The sequence below is a fragment of the Streptomyces toxytricini genome, assembly GCF_014649915.1.
In the GTDB taxonomy this organism is placed as follows: Bacteria; Actinomycetota; Actinomycetes; order Streptomycetales; family Streptomycetaceae; genus Streptomyces; species Streptomyces toxytricini.
This window is the reverse complement of record NZ_BMTY01000035.1, coordinates 25,127-46,666: the sequence shown is the minus strand read 5'-3', so window position 1 is coordinate 46,666 and position 21,540 is coordinate 25,127. Positions and strand designations below refer to the sequence as shown.

Below are 21,540 nucleotides of genomic sequence, written 5' to 3'. Positions count from 1 at the left end.
CCGGCAGCCCGGCTGACCCCGGCAGCCCGGCTGACCCCGGCAGCCCGGCTGACCCCGGCAGCCCGGCTGACCCCGGCGGCCGGGCCCCGGCGTTCCGGGGCCGGCGTGCCAGGGCCGGGCCGCCGGGGGCGGTCAGGATGCGGCCGTGCGCAGGGTCCGCGCCTCCTCGGTGAGCCAGGCCGGGCGGACCATCTCGACGTTGCGGCCGGTTTGCGCGGCGGCCCGGTCAAGGGCGTCCGCCGCAGCCTCCGGGTCACCGGCCGCCCGGGCGCGGGCCGCGTCGGCGAGTGCGCCGCCGGCCCCCGCCTCGGCGGCGCCGGCCCGCTGCAGCGAGGCCCCGGCGCGCTCCGCGGTCGCCGCGGCCTCCTCGAACCGGCCCCGGGTCCAGTGCGTCCAGGCCAGGTTGTAGAGGCAGACGCCCTCGGTGCGCGGGTTCTCCATGGCGGACGCGGCGGCGAGCGCCGCCTCCAGCGAGGCGGCCGCCTCGTCCGGGCGGCCGAGGGCGAGGCGGGCGACGCCCTGGGCGTTGAGCGCGTAGTCGGTGGCCTCCCGGACCCCGGCTTCGGCGTAGGCGCGTACGGCCTGCTCGCCGGCGGTGACGGTCTCCTCCCAGCGGCCGAGGGCCAGCAGGGCGGTGAAGCGGGCGTTCCATGCGCGGGCGGCGGTGAGGGGGTCCTGCGTGTCGGCGGCGATGCCGCTGAGGCGGTCCGCTCCGGCCAACGCCGCCTCGCCGTCGCCGAGGGTGGTGTGGGCGAGGCTGAGGCTGAGCACGGCGTGCGCCTCGGCCTCGGTGTCGCCGTTGTCGCGTGCCAGGTCCGCGGCCCGGGCGAGCGGGCCGGCCGCGTGGTCGAGGCGGCCGAGCTGGCGGTGGGCGTCGCCCAGGCAGAACACGGCGTCCTGGAGCGCTGTGCGGTCGCCGAGGCGCTCGGCCAGGCCGGCCGCCTCCGTGAAGAGGTCGACGGCTTGGCTCAGGGGGCCTGCGCTCAGCCGGGCATGCCCGTGGCTGATGAGGTGGGCGAGGCGTGCGGGGTCGTCGGTCAACTTTCCCTCCAGGGTCAGGTGCATCGAGATGACGGCGAGTGCCGATCCGTGCCGGGTCATCCAGGGGCCGATCGCGCCGAGGACGAGCGCCGCCCGGTCGGCGTCGCCGGCGCGCAGCCGGTGGCCGAACTCGCGGCGGTGGGCCTGTACGTCGTCCAGGTCGCGCCAGTCGGCGGGGGGCGGGGCGGTCCTGGCGTACCAGTCGGCGGCGCGCCGCTCCAGGGCCTGCCTTCCCAGCGGGCCGCCGGCCGGCAGGGCCCCGTACGCGAGGTCGGCGTCCAGGGGGTGCAGCGCATAGGTGCGTGTGGCCCGGTCGGCCGAGAGCATGCGCATCCGGAGGAGCTGTGCCATGACGCGGGGCGTGTCGAGGCCGGGCAGGAGGCCTCCGGCGATCCACTCGACGGCTTCCCGGGAAACGGGCGTGCGCAGTACGGCGAGGACGCCGAGGACCGTGCGGGCGTCCTCGCCGAGGCGGCGGTGCCGGTCCTGGGCGAGACCGGCGACGACGTCCCCGCGGAGGGTGAAGTCCTCCAGGACCTCTTGGAGGGTGGGCAGTTCGAGGATGTCGTCGGCCATGGCGCCGACGAGGAGCTCCAGGGCGCGTGGCACCCCGTGGACGCGCAGAGCCGCCTTGAGGAGCTGCGCGTCGGACAGCCGGGCGAGGCCGAGGGCGCCGTCCTGGTCGAGTTCGCGGAGCAGGGCGACGGATTCGGCGGCCGGCAGCCCTTCGGAGAGTTCGACCTCGGCGGTGAAGCGGCGCAGTTCGGGGGGCAGCCGGAGGGGGATCTGCGAGGTGACGAGGAGGCGGGGGGCGCGCCGGGCCCGGAAGAGGCAGTCGAAGAACACGGCGAGTTCGCGGTCGTCGGGCGTGCCGTCGTCCTGGAGCAGGTCCTCGAGGTTGTCCACCAGGACGACGAACAGGTCCTCGCCCATCGCGGCGAACAGCTCTCCTATCCTGTCCGGGACTGGGTGGTTCGCCGCCCACACCTCCCGCAGGCGGGCCTCGCGGGCGGGGGGCATGGCGCGGGCGCAGTCGAAGTACAGCCGCTCCAGGGAGAGCCCGCCGGTGCGGGTGCTGACGTTGACGATCGCCGCGGGGGACACCGCTGCGGTGCCGCCGGGCCAGTCTCCCTGCTCCAGCATGGCGACGACCTTCGCGGCGACGGCGCTCTTGCCCATGCCGCGGCGGCCGGTGACGGTGACCATGCGGATCGCGGGGTCGGCGAGGTGCCGGCCTATGCGGGCGCGGACCTCGTCGCGGTCCTTGAAGAGTTCCAGGCCGTGGGCGACGGGCAGGCCGACGACCTTGACGGTCCGGGCGGCCGGCGGGGCGCCGGAGCCGGGGACCGCGCCGGCCGCCGCGTCCGGGAGCGCCAACGGCGCGCCGATGCCGAGGAGTCGGGCGAGGCGGTCGCGGTGGGGTGCGTCCACGCGGCGCAGGGTGTGGTCGATGCGGGCGGCGGTCAGCCTGCCCAGGCCCTCCCAGCGGTGGTGTTCGGCGACGACTCCGACGATGCGGGAGCCGGCCCACAGCGCGGCGCCCGACATGCCGGACCAGGGGGAGACCTGTGGGTCGGGGTCGGCGGCGGCCACCGGCACGGTGACCTCCAGGGTGCCCGTCCGAAGGTTCGACAGGGCCGCCACGGTGCCGTCCGCCTGGTGGAGTTCGCGGAACTGCCGGCCGTCGGGGCCGCGGCGGCGCTTCCACAGGGGGAAGCCCGCCGCGTGGACGTCGATGACGGCGTGCCGCTCGTCGCCGATCCGCCCGAACGGCGCCGGGCCGACCGGCGGGGCGCCGGGCGGCGGGGCGAACTCCAGCACGGCCACGTCGGTCTCCGGGTCGGACCAGGCCAGCCGCGCCGGCGCCGCCCATTGGCCGGGCCGGTCGGCGTCGAAGCGCACGCGTACGCCGGAGGCTCCCGCCACGACGTGCAGGGCGGTCAGGACGACGGCGTGCGCGACGCGGTAGCCGGATCCGCGGCGGTTGCCGGCCGCGGTGGCGACGATGACCTCGGCGATGCGGTGCGGGTCCAGCCCGCCGCTGCCCATTGCTCCCCCGGGCGCCGCGGCCGTCCCGTCAGTCCTCACCGGTCAGTTCGGCGCCGGAGATCAGCGCCGGCTCGTCCGGCAGGTCGGTGTGCACCGGCTGGAGCGTCAGCGTGAGGCGCTGGGTGACGGTCGACGACCGCTTGGCGGCCACGCCGGCGTCGAACACCCAGAAGCGGACCTTGACGCCCGGCTCGTTGGTGCGCTCTATGCCGACGGTCAGTTCCAACTCCACTTGTTCGGCGCGGAACCGCAGGTCGGAGTCGTCTCCGGCCGTCATGGCACGACTCAGCTCCGCGCGCAACTGCGCGATCATGTCCGCCAATTCGACTGCGTCGTCCACTGCTGGTGGCCCCCCAACTGCTGCTGCTCCGTCAACTTCCTGTCTGTGCAGGCAACATCATCGCTCATGATCGGCACGCGCGGGCCGGAGTCGTGGAGGGGCGGCGCGGAGAGCGGGGAGGGAAGGCCGGCGTGGCCGTGGTCAGGCTTCGGCGGGGCGGCGGCCGAGGCGTTCCAGCAGCCCGTCCCGGTACAGCCGGGCGACCGGTTCCAGGAGGTCGGGGTGGCGCAGGAGTGCGGCGGCGGCGACGTCGCCCTCCGTGGGGCTGGTCAGCCGGCGGAAGCCGACGGGTACCGCCCCGGCGTGCTCGGTGCCGGCGAGGGCGTCCACCGCGGCCGACGCCAGGTCGGGGCGGGCCAGGAGGCAGGCCGCCCAGCTGGCGACCGCCTCGTCGACCCAGCTGCGCCACGCCTCCGCGTCCTCGACGGGGGCGGGGGCGACCGGGTCGGCGTCGTGCGCGCCGTCGTAGGGGCCCGGGAGCGGCAGGCCGTCGTCCGCGCCGGCCGCCCAGTCCAGGGAGCCGGACCCGCGGGCCCCGGTGAGGGCCGCCAGCTCCGCGTCCATCCGGGTCGGGTAGCGCAGCCACGCGGCGACGGTCGCGGCCTGGAGGGCCTGCGCCTCGGCGAGGGCGAGCTGGAGGGCGCCGCCCGAAGCGGGATAGGCGCGGGTGAGCCACTGCGCGGTGGCGGTGATCACCGGGGCGAGGCTGGACGTCGTGGACACAGGGGGCCATCCGGGTGCCGGAGGAGGGGGGAACGACGACCATAGCGGCCCGGACAACCGGACCGGAATGGGAGAAATCACTGGTCGGAGGGTGGCGTCGGTCACACGGCGGCGCGACACACGCCCGCCCGGCGCAATGGCGTCCGGGCGTCCCGGGGCGGCTTTCACTGGTGGCCGCGGCCGCGACCGGCTCGGCCGCCCGTACGGAGGAGGAGCCACATGGGACACGGCGGGGACGTGATCGCCGAGCTGACCACCGACCACGAGGAGGTGGCCGAGCTCTTCACCAACATCGAGGAGCTGCCGTCGGGGCACCCCCGGCGCAAGGACCTGGTCGACCGGGTCACGATCGAGCTGGTGCGCCACTCGGTGGCGGAGGAGGCCTACCTGTACCCGGCGGTCCGCGAGCACGTCCCGTCCGGCGGCGCACTCGCCGACAAGGAGCTGGAGGAGCACGCTGCCGCCGAGCGGACCATGAAGGAGCTGGAGGGCTGCGACGCCGACGACCCGCGGTTCGACGGGCTGGTGCGGCAGCTGATGGCGGAGATCCGCGAGCACGTCGCGGACGAGGAGGCGAACCTCTTCCCCCGGCTGCGCGCCGCCTGCTCGGCGGAGACGCTCCACGAACTGGGCGACAAGGTCCGCCAGGCGAAGAAGACGGCGCCGACCCGGCCGCACCCGGCGGCCCCGGACCAGCCGCCGGCGAACAAGCTGCTCGCCCCGGGCGTGGGCCTCGTGGACCGGCTCCGCGACATGATGAGCGGCCGGGGCAAGGACACCTGAGCGGCCGGGGCGGCACGGGGGTCCGCCCGGCGGGCGGTCCGGGGTTTCCGGCACCGGCCGCCGGGCAGGTGCCGGCCATGAACGGCCGACCCGGCGCCGCCGACTTCGAACTCGTGGACATGGTGCTCCTCCAGGAGGAGGGCGCGTCCGTCCGAATCCGTGTTGCGCAGCACTCCGACACCCTCGAGCCCCTCGACCTGCCCGAGGGCGGTGTCGTCACGCTGTCGCTGGTCTTCCGCCTGGGCCGGGACGTCGACGGGCTCACGTACACCGAGGTCCGCAGCCGGGAGGGCGTACCCGGCCTCCCCTGCGAGACGCACCTCGGGAGCTTCCGGGCGGGCGGCCCTTACGAGATCCGCCTGCGCCCGGAGCGGCTGCCGTCGGGCCATGCGTCCTGCGGCGCGTACGAGGTTCGCGGCACCTTCACCGACCGCCGCGGCCGGCTGCTGGCCAGCGCGTACCGGCGCTACCGCGTCTCCCCGCACTCCGCCGCGGTGCTGCTGCCCGGCTCGGCGGACGGCGGCGCGCGGCTGCCCGGCGGGGCGGTCAGCGGTTGAGGAGCCAGATGGAGGCGTTGAGGGCGGTCGCATAGGCCACCCACAGCGCGTACGGGACGAGGAGCAGCGCGGCCGGCCGGTAGGCCTTTGCGAACACTGCGATCGTCGCGGCCACCGCCGCCAGGAGCAGGCAGATCTCGGCGAGCGCGAGTCCGTAGCGGCCTGCGGCGAAGAACAGGGGCGTCCAGGCGAGGTTCAGCAGCAGCTGGGCGGACCACCACAGGAGCGCCGGGCGCCGCAGCTCGGGGTGGCCCCGGCGGACGACGAGCCAGGCAGCGACGGCGATGGTGGCGTAGAGGACGGTCCACACGGGTCCGAACAGCCAGCCGGGCGGCGCCCAGGCGGGCAGCCGGAGCGAGGCGTAGACCTCGCGTGAGCCGCTGCCGGCCAGGGCGCCGAGGGCGGCGACGCCGTAGGCCGCGGCGAGCAGGGCGAGCAGCAGCGGCAGGGGGCGCCTGGCTGCGGCGCGTGCTCCGGCGGTGTCCATGCCCGGCTCCTGTCCGTTCGGCGGCCCGGTACATCCTTCCCTTCGGCTTACGGCCGGCCGGCGGATGCACGGCGGGCGGACCCGCGGCGGGGGCGCCGGGCCGCCGCAGCTCAGCCCTCGGCGCCGGGGGCCCGGTAGCCGATCTGCCCGGCCCTGCGCAGGGCGTCCAGTGTTTCGTCGACGGTCAGCAGGACGGTCGTCTCGAACGAGCCGAGCGCCCCTCCCCCGCTGATCGCCAGCGCGACCGCGGCCATGGACACGTTGTCCGGGGCCTCCCACAGGTTGTAGCCGTCGTGCGTGCCGAAGGCGTACCAGAAGCCGTGGAGCTTCCCGCCGACGGACTCGATGTACGTGCGGGCGGCCTGCGCGCGGTCCTCGGGGTGCTCCGTCAGCCTCGCCCACGTCTGCGGTGTGTAGCTGAACCTCGACAGGTAGAGCGGCATCGCGTCCCTCTCCTCCGTTTCCCACCACGCTGCCCGCGCGGGGCGGGGAGGCGTCGGATGCGGCCCGCGGACCACCCGGACGGCCGGGCCGGTTCAGCCGAGGGGCGCGGGGTCGGCCTTCTCCCCCGGGGTGAAGGTGACGGGAAGGGCCTGGGGGCCGCGCAGCCCGCCGGGACGCCAGCGGAGTTCGGCGCGGGGGACGGCGAGGGCGAGGCCGGGGAGCCGGCGCAGGGCCGTGCCGATGGCGATCTGGCCCTCCAGCCGGGCGAGCGGTGCGCCCAGGCAGTAGTGGATGCCGTGCCCGAAGGCCAGGTGGGCGTTGTCCTTCCGGGTGATGTCGAGGCGCTCGGGGTCGGGGAACCGGGCCGGGTCGCGGTCGGCGATGGCCGAGGCGATCAGCACGGTCGCGCCGCGGGGGATCGCCACGCCCGCGATCTCGACGTCCTCTCGGGCGAAGCGGGCGATGCCGGGGCTGACCGGGCCGTCGTAGCGGAGGAACTCCTCGACGGCGCCCGGCAGCAGCCCTGGGTCGGCGCGGAGCAGGTCCAGCTGGTCGGGGTGGTCGAGCAGGGTGGCGATGCCGCCGGCGATCAGGTTGACGGTCGTGATGTAGCCGGCGGCGAGCAGCAGGAACACCATGGCGGTGAGCTCGGGCTCCGTCAGCTGCCGGTCCTCGTCCCGGGCGGTGACGAGGGCGCTCAGCAGGTCGTCGACGGGGTGTGCCCGCTTGGCCTGGACGAGGCCGGTGACGTAGCCGTGCATGTGCCGCCAGGCCTCCTCGACGGCGGCCGGGTCCGGGGGCTCCGCACCCCGCATGATCATGCGGTCGGTCCAGTGCTGGAAGTCGTGGCGGTCGTCCACCGGTACGCCGAGCAGCTCGCTGATCACCGTGACGGGCAGCGGCAGCGCGAAGTCGGCGACGAGGTCGGCGCGGCCGGCCGGGACGACGGCGTCGAGCAGGTCGTCGGTGATCGCCTGGATGCGCGGCCGCATGCCGGCGACGCGGCGGGCGGTGAACGCCTTGGAGACCAGGCGGCGCAGCCGGGTGTGGTCGGGCGGGTCGCTGCGGAGCATGGTGCCGAGCAGCGACTCGCGTTCGGTGGCGGGCAGCTGCTGCTGGAGGCGGGCGTCGGCGGCGTCGCGGACGTCGCTGCTGAGGCGGGAGTCGGACAGGGCCGCCAGTCCGTCCTCGTAACGGGTGACGAGCCAGGCTTCGAGGCCGCCGGCGATGACGGCGCGGCGGACCGGGCCCTCCTCGCGCAGCTGCCGGTAGAGCGGGAACGGGTTCGCCACGAAGGCGGGGTCGGCGTAGGGCAGCAGGACGGGCCGGTCACTCACGATGCCTCCCGGGCGGTCGTCGTCCTCGCGTCGCACGAATCATGTCCTGTGCACCATTCTGCTGGGACGCCGCCTTCCGGCCATTTCCGGATGCCTGCCGGTTGGAACCGAATTGATCTTGTCGGTGTCTTCCCCCTACGAGAGCGCAGGTGAAGCGACAGGGAGGTCCACATGACCACGAATCGCCGTACGGCCCTGGCCATCGGGGCGGGGGCGGCGCTGGCCGCCGCCTTGCCGACGGGCACGGCGCACGCGGCAGGGGCGCGAGACGGCGCAGGCGCGGGGGCGGCCGTTCCGGCGCTGCGCGCGCTGGAGCGCGAGTACGGGGCGCGCCTGGGCGTGTACGCCTGGGACACCGCCACGGGGCGGACGGTGGCGCACGGCGCCGACGCGCTGTTCCCGCAGTGTTCGCTGTTCAAGACGCTCGCGGCGGCCGCGGTGATGCAGCGGTTCGACCGGGGAGGGGAGTACCTGGCCAAGCGGATCCACTACACGCAGGCGGACGTCGACCGGGCGGGCGGCGGCGAGATCACGCGGCAGGAGAAGAACATCGCCGCGGGGCTGACGGTGGCCGAGCTGTGCTCCGCCGCCATCGCGCAGAGCGACAACACGGCCGGGAACCTGCTGCTGGAGGAGCTGGGCGGGCCCTCCGCGATCACCTCCTTCTGCCGGTCCCTGGGCGACCCGGTGACGCGGCTGGACCGGTGGGAGCCGGAGCTGAACTCCGCAGAGCCCTGGGTGTCCACCGACACCACCAGCCCCCGCGCGATCGCGCGGACGTACGCCCGCCTGGTGCTCGGCGACGCCCTCCGGCCGCGGCACCGGGAGCTGCTGACCGGCTGGCTGCTCGGGAACACCACCAGCAAGGACCGGCTCCGGGCCGGCCTGCCCGCGGACTGGGCCGTCGCGGACAAGACCGGAGCGGGCTCGTACGCCGTCAACAACAACGTCGGCATCGCCTGGCCGCCCGGCCGGCCGCCGGTGGTGATCGCCGTCCTCAGCACCAAGCCGGAGGCGACGGCGCAGCGGGAGGACTCCCTGGTGGCCAGGGCGGCCGAAGTGGCGGTGCGCAAGGCGGCCTGACGGCCGCCGCGCGGTCAGGCGGAGGCGGCCTCCAGGAGGAAGTACGGGGCCGCCCCCTCCAGGGGGGCGGCCCACAGGAGGGAGAGCCCGGCGCGCCCGCACAGGTCGTGGAAATCGGCCCGGGTCCGCTCCCGCCCGCCGAGGTTGACCATCATGTTCAGGTCGCTCAGGTAGGTGACGGCGCCGTCCAGGGCGTGCGCGGCGGCACCGGTGTCCTCCACGGTGTCGGGCAGCACGGGTTCGACGATCAGGACGCGTCCGCCGGGCGGCAGCACGGCGCGGCAGTGGCGCAGGATGGTGACCGCGCGGTCGTCGGGCCAGTCGTGCAGGACGCTCTTGAGGAGGTAGAGGTCCGAGCCGGCCGGGACGGACCGGAAGAAGTCCCCGGCGGCTGGGGTGCAGCGCCCGGTGACGCCGTGCCGGCGGAGCGTCTCCGGTGCGCCGCGCAGGCCGCGGGCGGTGTCGTGGACGGTGCCGGTGAGGTGCGGGTGGGCGGTGAGGACCGCCGCGAGGAGGGTGCCGTCGCCTCCGCCGACGTCCGTGACGGCGGTGAACCGGGCGAAGTCGTAGGCGTGCGGCAGCACGGAGGCGGCCTCGGCGGTCGCCTGGCCCATCGCGGTGTCGAAGTCGGCGGACAGCTCGGGGTGGCGGGCGAGGTGGTCGAAGAAGTCGGTGCCGAAGACGGTGTCGAAGGCGGCGTCGCCGGTGCGGACGCTGTCGTCCAGGTGCTCCCAGGCCCGCACGATCGCCGGGTCGGTGAACACCCGCACGAAGGACGCGAGCGAGTGGGGGTGGTCGGGGTGCAGGAGGGCGCCGGCGGGGGTGGCGGAGAAGGTGTCGGGTGTCGGCTCCTCCAGCAGGCCGAGCCCGGTGAGTGCGCGCAACAGCCGGGTCACCGGCTGGTGTTCGGCTTCCGCGGCGGCGGCCACGTCGCAGGCCCGGCGTGGCCCGCTGCCGAGCAGTTCGACGATGTGCAGGCGGACCGCCGCGCGGAGCGCCTGAGCGGCCAGGCCGCCGAAGGCGAGCCGTACGGCCAGGGGGCGGTCGGTCGGGTCCGCCGGGCGGACTTCGGTGCTCGTCACGGTCTGTCGTCTCCTCATGCGGGTGATCGGGTCGGGTGCCGGCCGGCGTCGGACCGGCCGGGGGTGCGTCACGGAAGGGCGGCCAGCGCTGCGGGGGTGCAGGCGGCGAACGCGGTGACGTCGCGGTGGAGGTGGGACTGGTCGGCGTAGCCGCAGGCCGAGGCGACCTCCGAGGCGTCGGCGCCGGCGCGCAGGGCGCGGGCTGCGCGGTCGAAGCGGACGAGCATGGCGGCCCGCTTGGGCGTGAGGCCGGTCTGCGCGGTGAAGCGGGACCACAGCCGTTTGCGGCTCCACCCGCAGGAGGCGGCGAGGTCCGCGACCCGCACGCGTCCGCCGCGGGCGGTGATGTGCTCCCAGGCCGCGGCGACCTCGGGGGCCGTACGCGGGCCACGGGCGGCCGTGTCGGAGAGGAAGCGGTTCACCAGCGAGAAGCGGTCGCTCCAGGCGGCGGTGTCGGCGAGCCGCTCCCGCAGGAGGCGCTCGCGCTTGCCCCACAGGTCCTCCAGCGGCGCAACGGTGCCGTCGAGTTCGCGGAGCGCGGGGCCCAGCAGGGTGTGGGCGGCAGGAGGAGAGAGGCGCATCTCGATGCAGCGGACCCGTTCGCCGCGGATGCGGGCCGCGCCGGGCGTCGGCGCCGCGACGAGGCTGCGGACGGGCTGCGGCGGACCGGCGCCGCCGTCGACTGTGAGGGGGGCGTCCCCGAGGCCGAGGACGACGATCACGGCGGGCTGCGGGAGGACCCGCAGGTCGAACGGGCCGCCGGTGCGGTCGCGGTACCCGGCCATGGCGACGCCGCCGAGGGAGGGGACCGCGGCCGGCCGGGCGACCTGCCACCGGTCCCCTGCGCTGGGGTCCGCGGGGCTCTCCCCCGCTGCGTTGCTGCTCATGGACCCACGATCGCCGATGCGCGGCGGCCCGTCTTGGACGAAAGTTCCGCAGCGACGGCGGTCAGTCGGCGATGCGGAGGTCGCCGAAGAGCAGCAGGTGCTCCAGCACGTCCTCCATCGGGTCGTCGATCTGGCCGGTGTTGACCAGGGCGACGACGGGGGCGTTGTGGGAGTCGCGGTGGGTCTCGTCGGCGGCGGCCGGGCCGGCGGCGAGCGCTGCGGTGAAAGCGGCGGCGAGAGCGGTCAGGGCAGTAGTGATGATCTTCTTCATGTCCGGTCAACGAGCACGCCGCGCCCGGGGTGCGGCCTGCGACCGGGCAGCGGGGGTGTCGGACCCCCACTGCCCGGCCGCAGGTCATGAGGGCGGCTGCGACTCTGCGCCGGGCGCGTCGCCGTCGTGTGCGGCGGTGCGCCGCTTGTGCCGCCATGCTGCGAAGGCGATCAGGCCGCCCACCGTGAGGACACCCGCCTTGACGGCGATCTTCAGCGAGAGCCATCCGGTCACGAACGGCACCCGCCAGCCCGCCCGCCACAGGAGGGCGATCAGGCCGAGGCCGACGACGAGGCCGACGGCGACGCCCGCGGCGGTCTTGAGGGGTGTGGAGCCGTCGGGCTTCTCCACCTTTCCATCTGTCATGACCACAACGTTATCGACGGCAGGCGGTGTTCTCGTACGACGAAGGGACCATCTGCACGTCATCGAAAGTTGACGGCCCGACAGGCCCGCCGCGGACGGAATCGTTTCCGACACCGCATGCGAAAGTCCGGTCGGCAGCACGCACAGCCGCGCCGAGCAGCGGCACCTCCGGCGCGCACGCGGGGCCGGCCGCGCCGGCTACACGGCCGCTCCCCTCACCGGGAGCCCGACCCTCCGGACCATGGCGGGGCGCGGCCGGGCGGCTGGGCTGCCGTACGGCGGCAGGGCGGGGACGGCGGGCGCCGTGCCGGGGGCTGCCGGAGTGCGGGTGGTTTGGGCGCCGGGGGCGATGCGTACGGCTCCGGCGGCGAGGGCGGCCGTCAGGAGGGAGGAGGGGCGCGGGCGGGTGGTCATGGTGTCTCCCGGGGTCGGCGGATCGGGCCGGCCGCGGTGTCCGGGGCGGCCCGTGACTCCATTGAGCCCCGGGGGCGGCGTGACCGGCACGCCCCTGGAAGTCGGGGCTTGACGGCGGCGCCGCGGGCGTGGTTCAGCCGGAGGGCGGCAGGAGGGGGCCCAGCGGGCCGAGGTCGATGTTGAGGTCGGCGAGGGAGTAGCCGTGCTCGGTGCACAGCTCCGTCATCCGGTCGTGCAGGGCCATGAGGGTGGCGCCCAACTCCTCCTCCTGCTCCTCGGTGAGCCCGCCTGCGTCGACGCGGCGCAGCGCCTGCCGTTCGATGAGCTGGCGGAGGAGCTCGACGAGGGTCAGGACGAGCTTCACGAGGTCGTCGCCGACGGTGTCGGGGCCGGTGCGCATGCGGTGGCCGGGGCCGGCCGTTCGGTCGGCGGCTTCCGCGGCGGGGGTCGCGGGGAGCAGCCGGAGCGCGTCGGCCATCGCGCTGCCCACCCGCCGGAGGTCGGGTTCCGGCGCAACGGGAGCGGGCCGCTCCGGCCCGGTGGCGGGCGGCGAGGGCTGCGCGGGCTGGGGTTGCGGGGCGGCGGGGGTGTCAGGAGCCATGGCGGGCGCCGTCCTCGTCCGGGCGCGGGGCCTCCGCGGTGGCGACGGAGCTGATGAGGGCCCGGAGGGAGATGCGGACGAGGTCGATGTCGGCGATCGACAGGACGATGTCGCCGGTGATGACGACGCCGCCGGCGAGCAGCCGGTCGAGGAGGTCGACGAGGGCGACCTGCCGGTCGGGCAGGCCGGCGGCGCGGCGGTCGGGGGCGTTCACGGCGCGGCGGCGGTCGGCGGGGGCGGCGGCGCGGCGAAGGAGTACGGGGCCCACGGGCCCGTCAGCTCCAGCCGGACCCCTGACAGGCCCCGTACGGCGCTGTGCACGGCCTCCCGGAAGGCTTCCGCCGCGGCGTCGGGGACGAGGTAGGCGTCGTTGAGGACGTTCTCCCCGGCCCCGGAGGCGGTGAGCGGGCCGCTCTGGGCGGGGTGGCGCACGTGGTCGGCGGTGTGGGGGGCGGCGAGCGCGGCGATGCGCTCGGCGGCGGTGCGCGCCTGGGCGTAGTGGTCGTCGCGGGCGTGCTGCTGGGCGCGCCTGGCCTCCAGGTAGGCCCGTCCGGCGCCCGGTTTGGACGCGGCGGCGCCGGCCGCGGGAGGTGGGGTGGCGCCGGGGTCCGCGGCGGCGGCCGGGCGGACGTACAGCTTGACGCCGTACTCGGTGTGGGCGCTCAGCCGTGCCAGGCCTGTCGCGAGCGCCTGGCCGTGGTGGCGGAGGGCCGCCAGGGCACTGGCCCGGTCCGCGTACAGGGTGGCCAGGCGCAGGGGCAGGACGGTGGTGTGGGCGGCGAGCCCCTCGATGACGCGGTGGTGGGCGCGCGCGGTCTCCTCCAGCCAGTCCAGGTCCTCGAAGCGGACCTTGAGGGCCTCCTCGTCCCACTCGGACCGGGGGACGTCGCTGACGGCGAACGCTGCGGCGGGCCCGTGGCCGGCATCGGTGAGGGCGAGCAGGTCGACCGGGCGCCCTGCGACGCCGGTGAGGGCGGGCAGGACGTGGTCCAGCGCCGGCGCGGGCGGGGTGGCGGCGTAGGCGTAGACGAGGGACGGGCCCGCTGGGGGGGTGCTCACGGCGGGGGCCTGCGCTTCCCCGTGCGGCGTACGGGGCGCTCCGCCTCGTCGGGAGCCGCCTCCGGCAGGGCGGTGTCCGGCAGGGCCCGGTCCGGCGGCAGCGGGGCGCGGCGCATCTCCTCCAGCTCGGCCCTCAGGCGGCGGTTCTCGGCGGCGAGGGCTTCCTCGCGTCCCCGCGAGGACAGTGCGGGGTCGTGCTCCCACCAGTCGATGCCCATCTCCTTGGCCTTGTCGACGGAGGCGATGAGGATGCGCAGCTTGATCGTGAGGAGTTCGATGTCGAGGAGGTTGATGCGGATGTCGCCGGCGATCACGATGCCCTTGTCGAGGACGCGTTCGAGGATGTCGGCGAGACTCGCCGAGGAGCTGGGCGGGTAGCCGGCCATCGCGGGGCGCGAGCCGAAGGAGCGGGCCATGGGGTCGGTCACGTCTTCGCCTCCGTCACGTCCCGGTCAGGGGTTGCGGTGGTGGAACTCTTCGATCTCCATGAGGCGGTCCAGCAGGAACCGCTCCTGGACGTCGAAGGTCTCCTCGTCGATCTCCCCGTCGGCGAGCCGCCGCTCCAGCAGTCTGAGCTCGGCCCAGACGGGCGCCGGGTCGTAGTACTCGGCCTCCGCCTTGTCGGCGACCCGCTGCGCCACCCACACCACCGCGCGGGCGGGGATCAAGGGTGCGGTGAACAGCTTTCCGAGCAGGCCCATGGCTCCTCCTCTAGCCCACGAAGCTGTACGGGGGCAGCGGGCCGGCCACCCTGATCTCCACTCCGGTCTCACCGTCCGCCACGAGGTCGGCGTGCGCGACCTGGAGGGCGCCCTCCCCGTCGGGGCCGCGGGCGACCAGCAGGGAGAGGTTGAGGAAGTCCTCGCCGGTGGGGGCGTGCACCGCGTGTTCGCGGGCCAGCGGCACGAGCGTGTCGATGATCCCGGCCGCCGCGTCGGAGTGCCGCTGCTGCACCTCGTCGGCGACGTACTGGCCGAGCTCCAGGGCCAGCCGGGGGTCGTCGGTGCCGGCGCGGATCTGCTCGTTGAGGCTGCGGGCCGAGGGCGACTCCTCCAGGATCCGGCGGAGGATGTGTTCCTCGTCCCACGAGGCCTTGACGTTGTACTCCACGCAGCCGCGGACGCGCTCCAGCGCCCCGAGGTAGAGGTCCGCCTGCTCCTTCAGCACCTGCCGTACGGCGTCGTCGTCGGGGGCGGTGTAGCCGAACTGCAGGGGCAGCGGCGTCCCGTCCTCCAGGAGGCGGTCCTGGACCGCCTGGTGGGCGACGAGGTCGCGGCGGCGCGGGCCGACCTCCTCGTGCACGTCGCTGACCACGGCCTTGAGGTCCCCGGCCGGTACCGTCCGCAGGGGCGCGGACCCGGCTCCGACTCCGGAGACCCCGTCCAGGCGGCACGGGTGGTCGCCCAGCGTGACGGCGTAGACGTAGACGGGCATGGGTCACTCCCTCTCGCGGCGGACCGGGCGCCGGGCGGGCCGCCGGCGGCGCGGGGCCTCCTCTTCCGCGTACTCCTCTTCGGCCTGCTCCTCGTCCTTGGCGGCCTTCCCCTTGGCGCCGCCGGAGAGGGAGTCCGTCACGGCTTCCACGGCGCCGCTCAGGGCGCCCTTCGTCTTGCCGCGGCTGCCGCTCTCCATCATGTTGTCGACGAGGTCGGGCAGTTGCGCGGGCGCACGGCGCCCCGCCTCCAGGTCGAGCCGGTTGCAGGCCTCGGCGAAACGGAGGTAGGTGTCCACACTGGCCACCACGATCCGTGCGTCGATCTTGAGCAGTTCGATGCCCACGAGCGAGACCCGCACGAAGACGTCGATGACCAGGCCGCGGTCGAGGATCAGCTCCAGGACGTCGTAGAGGCTGCTCGTTCCGCCGCCGCCTCCGGTGCGGGCCACGCCCGCGCCCGGTCCCTGCGGCATCATCGTCATGGTGCGTCCCTTCCCGGCCGCCGCGGTCAGCGCGGCCGGTCGATCATGCCCCGGCTGTACCTCCGGGTCCGTTCGTACGAGATCAGTTGGCCTTCCTCGTCGAGGGCCACCCGGTAGCTGGCCATGACACTGGTGGTGTCGGGGATGCGCGGCAGCTCCACCACCTCCACGACCGCCTCCCAGCCCTCTTCCGTCGGCTTCAGCGCGGAAACCGAGTCGGGGTGCCGCCCCAGCAGCTCGGACAGCTGCTCCATGGCGGCCCGGAGCACCCAGGCGGCCCCCGCCCGGCGGGCGGGGGCCCGGCGCGCCGGCTTGGCGGCGGGCCGGGCTTCCCCGTCGTCGTCCTGCACGGGGCGGCGCCTGCGGCGGGCGGGTTCCGGCGCGGTCATGGGCTCCCCTCGAACGTCGTCTCCGTCGATGCACGGCCCCTCCCCCGGTCGGCGCGCGGCACACCTCCTGCTGCGGATTTTTTTCGCATAACAGTGCATACCGGACGTCAGTGTGAGCAGGCCTGTAGGTATCGCGGACCACGGGAGCCCCAGGCCCCGGCCGCCCCCCACCCCCTCCGGAAGGACAGGGCTGATGCAGGACACGAGCAAGATCGCCCTGGCAGCCGCCATCGCGGGAGGCTACGTACTGGGCCGGGCGAAGAAGGGCCGCATGGCCCTGTCGCTCGCCACGTACCTGGCCGGACGCAGATTCGGGCTGCAACCGGGCCAGTTGATGACCCAGGGGCTGCGCACCCTGAGCGAGCTGCCGCAAGTCGCCGAACTGCGTGAGCAGGTGCGCGGCGAAGCCCTCCAGGCGGGCCGGAAGGCCCTCACCGCGGCCGCCAACCGGCAGATCGCCGACCTCGCCGACACCCTCCACCAGCGCACCCTCGACCTGACCCGCGGGCCGGCCCCCGGCAGGGACGGCGAGGAGGACGAGTACGACGAGGACGAGGCGTACGAGGACGAGGCGCCCGAGGAGGAAGCGTACGAGGACGAGGCGCCCGAGGAAGAAGCGTACGAGGACGAGCCCTACGAGGACCAGGAGGAGGGCCCGTACGAGGAGGACCGCTGGGCCGAGCCTGAAGCGGAGGAGGAGGAAGAGGAGGAGGAAGAAGAGGAGGAGGAGCCTGAACCCGAGGAGGAAGAAGAAGAGGAAGAGGAACCGGAGGAGGAAGAGGAGGAGGAGCCGCGCCCCGCGCGGGCCGCCTCCCGGACCCGCCGGACGCCCTCCGAGGCCTCGAAACGGGCCACCTCGTCCCGCGCCAAGCCCGCCGGCAGGGCGCCCGCCCCCGCCAAGCCCCCGGCGAAGAAGGCCGCGCCCCGCGGCGAGCCCGCCAAGAAGGCCGCCCCGGGGAGCAAGCCGGCCGAGAAGGCCGCCCCCGCCCGGAAGTCCGCCCCCGCGGACCGCGGCGGCTCCGGCTCCGGTGGCCGGACGGGCGCAGCGAAGAAGGCCGCCTCCCCGTCCAGGGGCGCCCCGGCGAAGAAGGCCTCCACGGCTCCGCCCGCGCGCAAGGCGGCGGCCAAGAAGGCGGCACCGGCCAAGAAGGCGGCCCCTGCGAAGAAGACCGCGGCCAAGAAGACCGCGGCGAAGAAGACGGCGGCCAAGAAGACCGCGTCCCGTCCGCCGGCCCGCGGCGGCGGCTCCGGCAGCGCCAAGAAGGCCTCGCCGGCGAAGAAGGCGAAGAAGACGTCGGCCCGCAAGCCGTCGACGCGGAGGTAACACGATGGCCACCACCGACCGGGCCGACCGGGCCCCTTCCGGAGAATCCCCGTCCCCCGTCAACCAGCTCCTCGACGAAGTCACCGGTTTCCTCTCCGCGCAGGCCGGCCAACTCGCCGACAAGGCCGGGGAGAAGCTCGGCGACTTCACCGGCCAGCTGGAGGACGTGGCGAAGAACGGGGGCACTCTCGCCGACATCGGCGGCCGCATGCTCAAGGGCGACTCGCCCCTCAAGGCGGCCGTCGGCGGCTCGCTCGGCGGCCTCAAGGACAAGGTCAAGGAGGTGGGCGGCGGGCTGCTGGGCGGCGGCAAGGGCAAGGGCCGCAAGAGCGGTTCCAAACCGACCCACATCACGGAGACCGTGGACATCGGCCTCCCCGTGCGCACCGTGTACGACCACTGGACCCAGTACGAGAAGTTCAGCTCCTTCGCCAAGGGCGTGCGCAGCGTCTCGCAGGGCGCCGACACCACCAGCGACTGGAAGGTGAAGGTGGGCCCGTCCACCCGCAGTTGGAAGGCCACCGTGCAGGAGCAGGTCCCGGACGAGCGGATCGTGTGGACCTCCGAGGGCGCCAAGGGCACCACGCGCGGCTGCGTCAGCTTCCACGAGCTGACGCCGTCCCTCACCCGCATCGTGCTCGTCGTCGAGTACTACCCGGCCGGCCTGTTCGAGAAGACCGGCAACATCTGGCGCGCCCAGGGCCGCCGCCTGCGCCTGGACCTGAAGCACTTCGTCCGGTACGTGACGCTGACGGACGAGGAGCCCGAGGGCTGGCGCGGGGAGATCCAGGACGGCGAGGTCGTGCGCAGCCACGAGGAGGCCGTCGAGGAGGAGGAGTCCGCCGAGGGCGAGGACGGGGAGGAACCGGAGGACGACGAGGAGTATCCGGAAGAGGGCGACGAAGAGGGCGGTGAGTACGCCGACGAGGAGGGCGCGCCCGAGGACGAAGAGTACGAGGACGAGGACGAGGACGAGGACGAAGCCGCTCCCGAGGAGGAGGACGAGGACGAGGGCGCGTACGAGGACGCCGACGAGGAAGAGGAGGAAGACGAGGAAGAGGAAGAGGAGCCGCCGCGCCGGCGGACCCGCCGGGCCCGCCGGTGAGCGCGGCAGCGGCCGCACGCGGCAGCGGGGGCCGCCGTCCTGTGACGGCGGCCCCCGCTGCTCGCGCGGCCCGTCAGTGCTTCAGCGCGTCCTTGGCCTTCTGACCGGCCTGCTTGGCATCGGCCGCCGCCTGCTCCGCCCGCCCCTTTGCCTCGAGGCTCTCGTTGCCGACGGACTTGCCGGTGGTTTCCTTCACCTTGCCCTTGACGGTCTTGCCGACGTTCTTGGCCTTCTTGCCTGCGGCCATGCTCCGCTCACCTCCCGGTAGAGGGGCTGTACACGGACGCGGATGCCCGCGGCGGGCCGGGCCATGCACGGCGGAACCCGGGAGTTTCCCTCACACGGGCAGCGGGGTGAAGGAGTGCATCTCGCCGTGCCCTTCGCGTACGACCCCGTAGCAGTGCTCGGGGACCTCGTTCCACGCCCCGGGGAGGTCGCCCAGCGGCTCCGAGACGATCAGCCGGGTGTCGTCGGACAGCTCCCGCAAGTACTCGAGGTCGGGGTGCAGGGCCCGCAGCGACTCCACTCGGGTGCTGTAGAACAGCGAGCGGGCGACGCCCGCGCTGGCGTAGCGGAACGCCCACACCGCGGTGCCGTCGGTGACGGCGACGGTCATCTGCATGGGTGCCTCGATGCCGTGCTTGCGGCCGACCTGCTCGACGAAGCCGACCATGCGGGCGACCGCCCCGGGCGGGTCCTCCTCCAGGCCGAAGGTCAGGGCGAGGAAGAACATCGCCTCGGAGTCCGTGGTCCCCTCCATCGCCAGGTAGAGGACGGGGTCGACGGCCATGCACAGCTCGCGGCGCAGCCCGTGGAAGCCGGTGATGGAGCCGTTGTGCATCCACATCCAGTGGCCGTGGCGGAAGGGGTGGCAGTTCGTCTGCTGGACCGCCGTCCCGGTCGAGGCCCGGATGTGGGCGAAGCACAGCGGCGACCGGACGTGCTCGGCGATCTCCCGGAGAGTGCGGTTGTTCCAGGCGGGGCCGACGTCGCGGACGATCGCCGGGGTGTTCACGTCGGGCTCCTGGGTGTACCAGCCGATCCCGAACCCGTCCCCGTTTGTCGTCTCGACGCCAAGCCGCGAGTGCAGGCTCTGGTCGATCAGTGAATGGGCCGGCTTGTACAGGAGCTGGTCCAGGAGGACGGGCGTCCCCGTGTAGGCGAGCCATCGGCACATGATCGACCACCCTTTCCTGCGGCGCCGTTGCGCCCTTCGACGGTGGGCTCGCGGCCGGCCCGGCGCATCACCCGAAGAGGGTGACGGCCCCAACCGCCGGCCTGCCTCCGCCAGGGCTGCTCAATGGGACAGGCCCGCCTTCGCCGCGACGATGGCCGCGCCCAGCAGGACCGTCACCACCGCCGTGATGACCACCAGGCGCCGCGGCGCGCCCGCCCGTACGGCGCCGAGGACCGCCCAGCCGACCTGGCCGGCCAGCGCCACCGCCAGGGCGAACCAGGACGTCGCCCGGGCGTCGAAGCCGAGCAGGGGGGCGATGGCGACGGCTGCCGCCGGCGGCAGCGCGGCCTCGATGAGCGGTCTCTCGTCGCGGCAGACGGTACGGAACTCGTGCCAGGTCAGCGGCTCGTTCGCGAGGGACGCCCCGAAGAGGCGGGCGTAGACGTGGGCCGCCCAGAAGACCACTGCCGTGGACAGCAGCAGCACGATCAGGTGGACCCGGGGGTACTGCCCGCCGACACCGGTGCCGACGACGACCGAGGCGGCGAGCAGCGACCCGTACACGGCGCCGCTGTAGTCGAAGCGCGGCCGTTCGCCGGCGATGCGGCGGTGCCAGTGGCGGTGGCCTCCGGGATGGTCGCGCTCGCCGCCCTGCACCGGGCGGCCGCCGGCGGCGGCCCGGCCCATGGTCCGGGCCAGTCTGCGGATCTCCGCCCAGTTGACGGGCACTGCGGCGCGGTTGCCGGGGCGGCGCCGCGGCACCAGGACGCGCAGGGCACCCGCTTCGATCCGGCAGTGCACCGGTGTGGGCAGGGTCAGGGACTCGCCGTCGATGCCGGCGCTGATGTGCGGGGCGTCCGCGTCGATGACGACCTCGCGGGCGTCGAGCGCGACCAGCCCGGTGGAGCGGCGGCCGCGGAGGATGCCGGCCGCCTGGGCGGCGCTCGCGACCTTCACGGCGAACACCCCGAGGGTGCCGGCGTCCAGGCGGGCGCGCCGGGCGAGGCCGGCGGGGTCGCCGGCGCCGTAGGGGTTGTTGCTGACGAGCACCGCCTGCGGGCCGTCGACGGTGGTGCCGTCGGCGCGGACCGTGAGCCGGGGCCCGGCCTGCCGGGCCAGCAGGTCGGGGAGGAGGTCGAGGGTCGTGCGCATCTTGTCGTCGCGGTAGGCGGGGCTGCGGACGACCTCGGCGTACGTGCCGAAGGAGGCGGTGTTGACGAAGGGGCGCTCCCCGACGCGTCCGAGGTCCACCCGGAGTTCGACGCCGTCGGTGAGGGCGTCCAGGCAGGCCGCCGGGTCGGTGCGGTCCAGGCCGAGGTCCATTGCGAAGTGGTTGCGGGTGCCGGCGCTGATCACGAGGAACGGCAGGCCGTGCTCGGCGGCGACGGCGGCGACGAGGGCCTGGGTGCCGTCGCCGCCTGCGACGCCGAGCAGGTCGGCCCCGCGGGCGACCGCGCCGCGGGCGAGGGCGGTGACGTCCATCGGCTCGGGGCCTTCGAGGAGCACGACTTCGGCGCCGAGCTCCTCCGCCTTCTCCTTGAGGTGGAACGCGCCGACCTTCCCGCCGCCGGAACGCGGGTTCATGATCAGGAAGGGCCGTGCGGGCCGGTCCGCCGGGTACTCCGGCATGCGGGCGTGCGCCTCGTCCGCCAGGGCCGACCGCCCGGCGGCCACGGCCGCCAACCACAGGGCCGCCGAGGACAGGACGACCCACAGCAGCCCCGCGCGCACGTACGAGACGACGAGCAGGACGGGCACCGCCACGACGGCCGCCAGCCCCAGCCAGCGCACCGGCCCGCGGTGGGCGAGCACCAGCCAGGCGGCGGCCGCCGTGGCGGCCACCCCGACCAGCCCCGCCGCGACCAGCAGGACGCTGCGGTAGCCGGCGAACAGCAGCATGAGCAGCAGCGCCGCTGCCCCGGCCAGCAGGGCGAGGCGCGCCTTGGCTTGGGTGCTCACGTGGTCGACCTCCGCCGTCGGGCGTACGGGACGTGGCCTCCATTGGCGGTCCGGACGGTTCGGCGCGCATCCCCCGTGCCGGGCGATGAGCGCTGCGTGGCGATCAAGGGCACGGGGCGTGAGCATGGAGTGGCCAGCGACCTGG

27 protein-coding genes are annotated in these 21,540 nt (G+C 74.8%); 5 read left to right on the top strand and 22 right to left on the bottom strand.

Going from position 1 to position 21,540, the window contains the following annotated elements; genetic code table 11:
* Nucleotides 1–132: 132 nt before the first annotated feature.
* The 3 genes from IE170_RS31330 to IE170_RS31320 all read right to left on the bottom strand — a co-directional run bounded on the left by IE170_RS31330 (nucleotide 133) and on the right by IE170_RS31320 (nucleotide 4,153).
* Nucleotides 133–3,090: a trypsin-like peptidase domain-containing protein gene (locus IE170_RS31330; RefSeq protein WP_189812861.1), complete on the bottom strand. Its 2,958-nt coding sequence runs from the start codon at nucleotides 3,088–3,090 to the stop codon at nucleotides 133–135.
* A 28-nt stretch (nucleotides 3,091–3,118) separates the two neighbouring features.
* Nucleotides 3,119–3,430 (bottom strand): trypco2 family protein, encoded by a 312-nt coding sequence (locus tag IE170_RS31325; protein WP_189812860.1) that lies wholly within the window; start codon nucleotides 3,428–3,430, stop codon nucleotides 3,119–3,121.
* Nucleotides 3,431–3,571: 141 nt separating this feature from the next.
* The gene (locus IE170_RS31320; protein WP_189812859.1) at nucleotides 3,572–4,153 is read right to left on the bottom strand and encodes a hypothetical protein; all 582 of its coding nucleotides are present in this window, start codon (nucleotides 4,151–4,153) and stop codon (nucleotides 3,572–3,574) included.
* Nucleotides 4,154–4,372: 219 nt separating this feature from the next.
* On the opposite strand from IE170_RS31320, the gene IE170_RS31315 reads away from it, so the two are divergent.
* Both IE170_RS31315 and IE170_RS31310 read left to right on the top strand, forming a co-directional pair.
* Nucleotides 4,373–4,936 carry a hemerythrin domain-containing protein gene (locus tag IE170_RS31315; protein WP_189812858.1) on the top strand — a complete coding sequence of 188 codons (564 nt, stop codon included), beginning with the start codon at nucleotides 4,373–4,375 and terminating at the stop codon, nucleotides 4,934–4,936.
* A 77-nt stretch (nucleotides 4,937–5,013) separates the two neighbouring features.
* Complete coding sequence (locus IE170_RS31310; RefSeq protein WP_189812857.1) at nucleotides 5,014–5,493, top strand: rho GDP-dissociation inhibitor; 480 nt, start codon at nucleotides 5,014–5,016, stop codon at nucleotides 5,491–5,493.
* Here the strand turns inward: IE170_RS31310 and IE170_RS31305 are convergent.
* From IE170_RS31305 to IE170_RS31295, 3 genes are all read right to left on the bottom strand, one after another.
* Entirely contained in the window at nucleotides 5,483–5,980 is a 498-nt protein-coding gene (locus tag IE170_RS31305) for a TspO/MBR family protein (RefSeq protein WP_189812856.1), read from the bottom strand. The genes IE170_RS31310 and IE170_RS31305 overlap by 11 nt on opposite strands.
* Before the next feature lie 110 nt (nucleotides 5,981–6,090).
* A complete protein-coding gene (locus IE170_RS31300; protein WP_189812855.1) occupies nucleotides 6,091–6,423 on the bottom strand; it encodes a GYD domain-containing protein in 333 nt (110 codons plus the stop codon).
* 93 nt (nucleotides 6,424–6,516) lie between these two features.
* The gene (locus IE170_RS31295) at nucleotides 6,517–7,761 is read right to left on the bottom strand and encodes a cytochrome P450 family protein (RefSeq protein WP_189812854.1); all 1,245 of its coding nucleotides are present in this window, start codon (nucleotides 7,759–7,761) and stop codon (nucleotides 6,517–6,519) included.
* A 171-nt stretch (nucleotides 7,762–7,932) separates the two neighbouring features.
* On the opposite strand from IE170_RS31295, the gene bla reads away from it, so the two are divergent.
* Nucleotides 7,933–8,844, top strand: coding sequence for a class A beta-lactamase (gene bla / locus IE170_RS31290; RefSeq protein WP_189812853.1), 912 nt, complete (start codon nucleotides 7,933–7,935; stop codon nucleotides 8,842–8,844).
* A gap of 14 nt (nucleotides 8,845–8,858) precedes the next feature.
* On the opposite strand, the gene IE170_RS31285 is transcribed toward bla, so the two are convergent.
* From IE170_RS31285 to IE170_RS31225, 13 genes are all read right to left on the bottom strand, one after another.
* Nucleotides 8,859–9,944 (bottom strand): methyltransferase, encoded by a 1,086-nt coding sequence (locus IE170_RS31285; RefSeq protein ID WP_189812852.1) that lies wholly within the window; start codon nucleotides 9,942–9,944, stop codon nucleotides 8,859–8,861.
* Between the two features lie 50 nt (nucleotides 9,945–9,994).
* A complete protein-coding gene (locus IE170_RS31280; RefSeq protein ID WP_189812851.1) occupies nucleotides 9,995–10,813 on the bottom strand; it encodes a helix-turn-helix domain-containing protein in 819 nt (272 codons plus the stop codon).
* A 61-nt stretch (nucleotides 10,814–10,874) separates the two neighbouring features.
* Nucleotides 10,875–11,084, bottom strand: coding sequence for a hypothetical protein (locus tag IE170_RS31275; protein WP_189812850.1), 210 nt, complete (start codon nucleotides 11,082–11,084; stop codon nucleotides 10,875–10,877).
* Nucleotides 11,085–11,168: 84 nt separating this feature from the next.
* Nucleotides 11,169–11,450, bottom strand: a complete 282-nt coding sequence (locus IE170_RS31270) for a hypothetical protein (protein ID WP_189812849.1) — start codon at nucleotides 11,448–11,450, stop codon at nucleotides 11,169–11,171.
* Nucleotides 11,451–11,648: 198 nt separating this feature from the next.
* On the bottom strand, nucleotides 11,649–11,864 hold the full coding sequence (locus tag IE170_RS31265; protein WP_189812848.1) for a hypothetical protein: 216 nt from the start codon (nucleotides 11,862–11,864) through the stop codon (nucleotides 11,649–11,651).
* A 133-nt stretch (nucleotides 11,865–11,997) separates the two neighbouring features.
* Nucleotides 11,998–12,465, bottom strand: a complete 468-nt coding sequence (locus tag IE170_RS31260) for a gas vesicle protein K (RefSeq protein WP_373299087.1) — start codon at nucleotides 12,463–12,465, stop codon at nucleotides 11,998–12,000.
* Nucleotides 12,455–12,679 (bottom strand): gas vesicle protein, encoded by a 225-nt coding sequence (locus IE170_RS31255; protein ID WP_229885326.1) that lies wholly within the window; start codon nucleotides 12,677–12,679, stop codon nucleotides 12,455–12,457. Before IE170_RS31255 ends, IE170_RS31260 begins: the two co-directional genes overlap by 11 nt.
* Complete coding sequence (locus IE170_RS31250) at nucleotides 12,676–13,524, bottom strand: GvpL/GvpF family gas vesicle protein (RefSeq protein ID WP_189812846.1); 849 nt, start codon at nucleotides 13,522–13,524, stop codon at nucleotides 12,676–12,678. Before IE170_RS31250 ends, IE170_RS31255 begins: the two co-directional genes overlap by 4 nt.
* A complete protein-coding gene (locus IE170_RS31245; RefSeq protein ID WP_189812872.1) occupies nucleotides 13,521–13,940 on the bottom strand; it encodes a gas vesicle protein in 420 nt (139 codons plus the stop codon). The genes IE170_RS31250 and IE170_RS31245 overlap by 4 nt, the downstream gene beginning before the upstream one ends.
* Before the next feature lie 36 nt (nucleotides 13,941–13,976).
* On the bottom strand, nucleotides 13,977–14,225 hold the full coding sequence (locus tag IE170_RS31240; RefSeq protein WP_189812845.1) for a gas vesicle protein GvpG: 249 nt from the start codon (nucleotides 14,223–14,225) through the stop codon (nucleotides 13,977–13,979).
* Between the two features lie 10 nt (nucleotides 14,226–14,235).
* Nucleotides 14,236–14,958, bottom strand: coding sequence for a GvpL/GvpF family gas vesicle protein (locus tag IE170_RS31235; protein WP_189812844.1), 723 nt, complete (start codon nucleotides 14,956–14,958; stop codon nucleotides 14,236–14,238).
* A gap of 3 nt (nucleotides 14,959–14,961) precedes the next feature.
* Nucleotides 14,962–15,441: a gas vesicle structural protein GvpA gene (locus IE170_RS31230; RefSeq protein WP_189812843.1), complete on the bottom strand. Its 480-nt coding sequence runs from the start codon at nucleotides 15,439–15,441 to the stop codon at nucleotides 14,962–14,964.
* A 26-nt stretch (nucleotides 15,442–15,467) separates the two neighbouring features.
* On the bottom strand, nucleotides 15,468–15,830 hold the full coding sequence (locus IE170_RS31225) for a gas vesicle protein GvpO (protein WP_189812842.1): 363 nt from the start codon (nucleotides 15,828–15,830) through the stop codon (nucleotides 15,468–15,470).
* A 193-nt stretch (nucleotides 15,831–16,023) separates the two neighbouring features.
* On the opposite strand from IE170_RS31225, the gene IE170_RS31220 reads away from it, so the two are divergent.
* Nucleotides 16,024–17,154 (top strand): histone protein, encoded by a 1,131-nt coding sequence (locus IE170_RS31220; protein ID WP_189812841.1) that lies wholly within the window; start codon nucleotides 16,024–16,026, stop codon nucleotides 17,152–17,154.
* Between the two features lie 4 nt (nucleotides 17,155–17,158).
* Nucleotides 17,159–18,259, top strand: a complete 1,101-nt coding sequence (locus IE170_RS31215; RefSeq protein WP_189812840.1) for an SRPBCC family protein — start codon at nucleotides 17,159–17,161, stop codon at nucleotides 18,257–18,259.
* Nucleotides 18,260–18,332: 73 nt separating this feature from the next.
* Here the strand turns inward: IE170_RS31215 and IE170_RS31210 are convergent, their stop codons facing one another.
* From IE170_RS31210 to IE170_RS31200, 3 genes are all read right to left on the bottom strand, one after another.
* Nucleotides 18,333–18,506, bottom strand: coding sequence for a CsbD family protein (locus IE170_RS31210; RefSeq protein WP_189812839.1), 174 nt, complete (start codon nucleotides 18,504–18,506; stop codon nucleotides 18,333–18,335).
* 90 nt (nucleotides 18,507–18,596) lie between these two features.
* Nucleotides 18,597–19,436: a class II glutamine amidotransferase gene (locus IE170_RS31205; protein ID WP_189812838.1), complete on the bottom strand. Its 840-nt coding sequence runs from the start codon at nucleotides 19,434–19,436 to the stop codon at nucleotides 18,597–18,599.
* Between the two features lie 120 nt (nucleotides 19,437–19,556).
* Nucleotides 19,557–21,395 (bottom strand): diacylglycerol/lipid kinase family protein, encoded by a 1,839-nt coding sequence (locus IE170_RS31200; protein WP_308428447.1) that lies wholly within the window; start codon nucleotides 21,393–21,395, stop codon nucleotides 19,557–19,559.
* Nucleotides 21,396–21,540: the final 145 nt, after the last annotated feature.

What these genes read in the sequence shown, in the direction of transcription:
- IE170_RS31215 (WP_189812840.1), top strand. Translation starts at nt 17,159, where the DNA reads ATGGCCACCACCGACCGGGCCGACCGGGCCCCTTCCGGAGAATCCCCG.
- IE170_RS31265 (WP_189812848.1), bottom strand. Translation starts at nt 11,864, where the DNA reads ATGACCACCCGCCCGCGCCCCTCCTCCCTCCTGACGGCCGCCCTCGCC.
- IE170_RS31285 (WP_189812852.1), bottom strand. Translation starts at nt 9,944, where the DNA reads ATGAGGAGACGACAGACCGTGACGAGCACCGAAGTCCGCCCGGCGGAC.
- IE170_RS31270 (WP_189812849.1), bottom strand. Translation starts at nt 11,450, where the DNA reads ATGACAGATGGAAAGGTGGAGAAGCCCGACGGCTCCACACCCCTCAAG.
- IE170_RS31300 (WP_189812855.1), bottom strand. Translation starts at nt 6,423, where the DNA reads ATGCCGCTCTACCTGTCGAGGTTCAGCTACACACCGCAGACGTGGGCG.
- IE170_RS31260 (WP_373299087.1), bottom strand. Translation starts at nt 12,465, where the DNA reads ATGGCTCCTGACACCCCCGCCGCCCCGCAACCCCAGCCCGCGCAGCCC.
- IE170_RS31305 (WP_189812856.1), bottom strand. Translation starts at nt 5,980, where the DNA reads ATGGACACCGCCGGAGCACGCGCCGCAGCCAGGCGCCCCCTGCCGCTG.
- IE170_RS31310 (WP_189812857.1), top strand. Translation starts at nt 5,014, where the DNA reads ATGAACGGCCGACCCGGCGCCGCCGACTTCGAACTCGTGGACATGGTG.
- IE170_RS31205 (WP_189812838.1), bottom strand. Translation starts at nt 19,436, where the DNA reads ATGTGCCGATGGCTCGCCTACACGGGGACGCCCGTCCTCCTGGACCAG.
- IE170_RS31235 (WP_189812844.1), bottom strand. Translation starts at nt 14,958, where the DNA reads ATGCCCGTCTACGTCTACGCCGTCACGCTGGGCGACCACCCGTGCCGC.
- IE170_RS31275 (WP_189812850.1), bottom strand. Translation starts at nt 11,084, where the DNA reads ATGAAGAAGATCATCACTACTGCCCTGACCGCTCTCGCCGCCGCTTTC.
- IE170_RS31315 (WP_189812858.1), top strand. Translation starts at nt 4,373, where the DNA reads ATGGGACACGGCGGGGACGTGATCGCCGAGCTGACCACCGACCACGAG.
- IE170_RS31240 (WP_189812845.1), bottom strand. Translation starts at nt 14,225, where the DNA reads ATGGGCCTGCTCGGAAAGCTGTTCACCGCACCCTTGATCCCCGCCCGC.
- IE170_RS31210 (WP_189812839.1), bottom strand. Translation starts at nt 18,506, where the DNA reads ATGGCCGCAGGCAAGAAGGCCAAGAACGTCGGCAAGACCGTCAAGGGC.
- IE170_RS31330 (WP_189812861.1), bottom strand. Translation starts at nt 3,090, where the DNA reads ATGGGCAGCGGCGGGCTGGACCCGCACCGCATCGCCGAGGTCATCGTC.
- bla (WP_189812853.1), top strand. Translation starts at nt 7,933, where the DNA reads ATGACCACGAATCGCCGTACGGCCCTGGCCATCGGGGCGGGGGCGGCG.
- IE170_RS31225 (WP_189812842.1), bottom strand. Translation starts at nt 15,830, where the DNA reads ATGACCGCGCCGGAACCCGCCCGCCGCAGGCGCCGCCCCGTGCAGGAC.
- IE170_RS31280 (WP_189812851.1), bottom strand. Translation starts at nt 10,813, where the DNA reads ATGAGCAGCAACGCAGCGGGGGAGAGCCCCGCGGACCCCAGCGCAGGG.
- IE170_RS31220 (WP_189812841.1), top strand. Translation starts at nt 16,024, where the DNA reads ATGCAGGACACGAGCAAGATCGCCCTGGCAGCCGCCATCGCGGGAGGC.
- IE170_RS31245 (WP_189812872.1), bottom strand. Translation starts at nt 13,940, where the DNA reads ATGGCCCGCTCCTTCGGCTCGCGCCCCGCGATGGCCGGCTACCCGCCC.
- IE170_RS31230 (WP_189812843.1), bottom strand. Translation starts at nt 15,441, where the DNA reads ATGACGATGATGCCGCAGGGACCGGGCGCGGGCGTGGCCCGCACCGGA.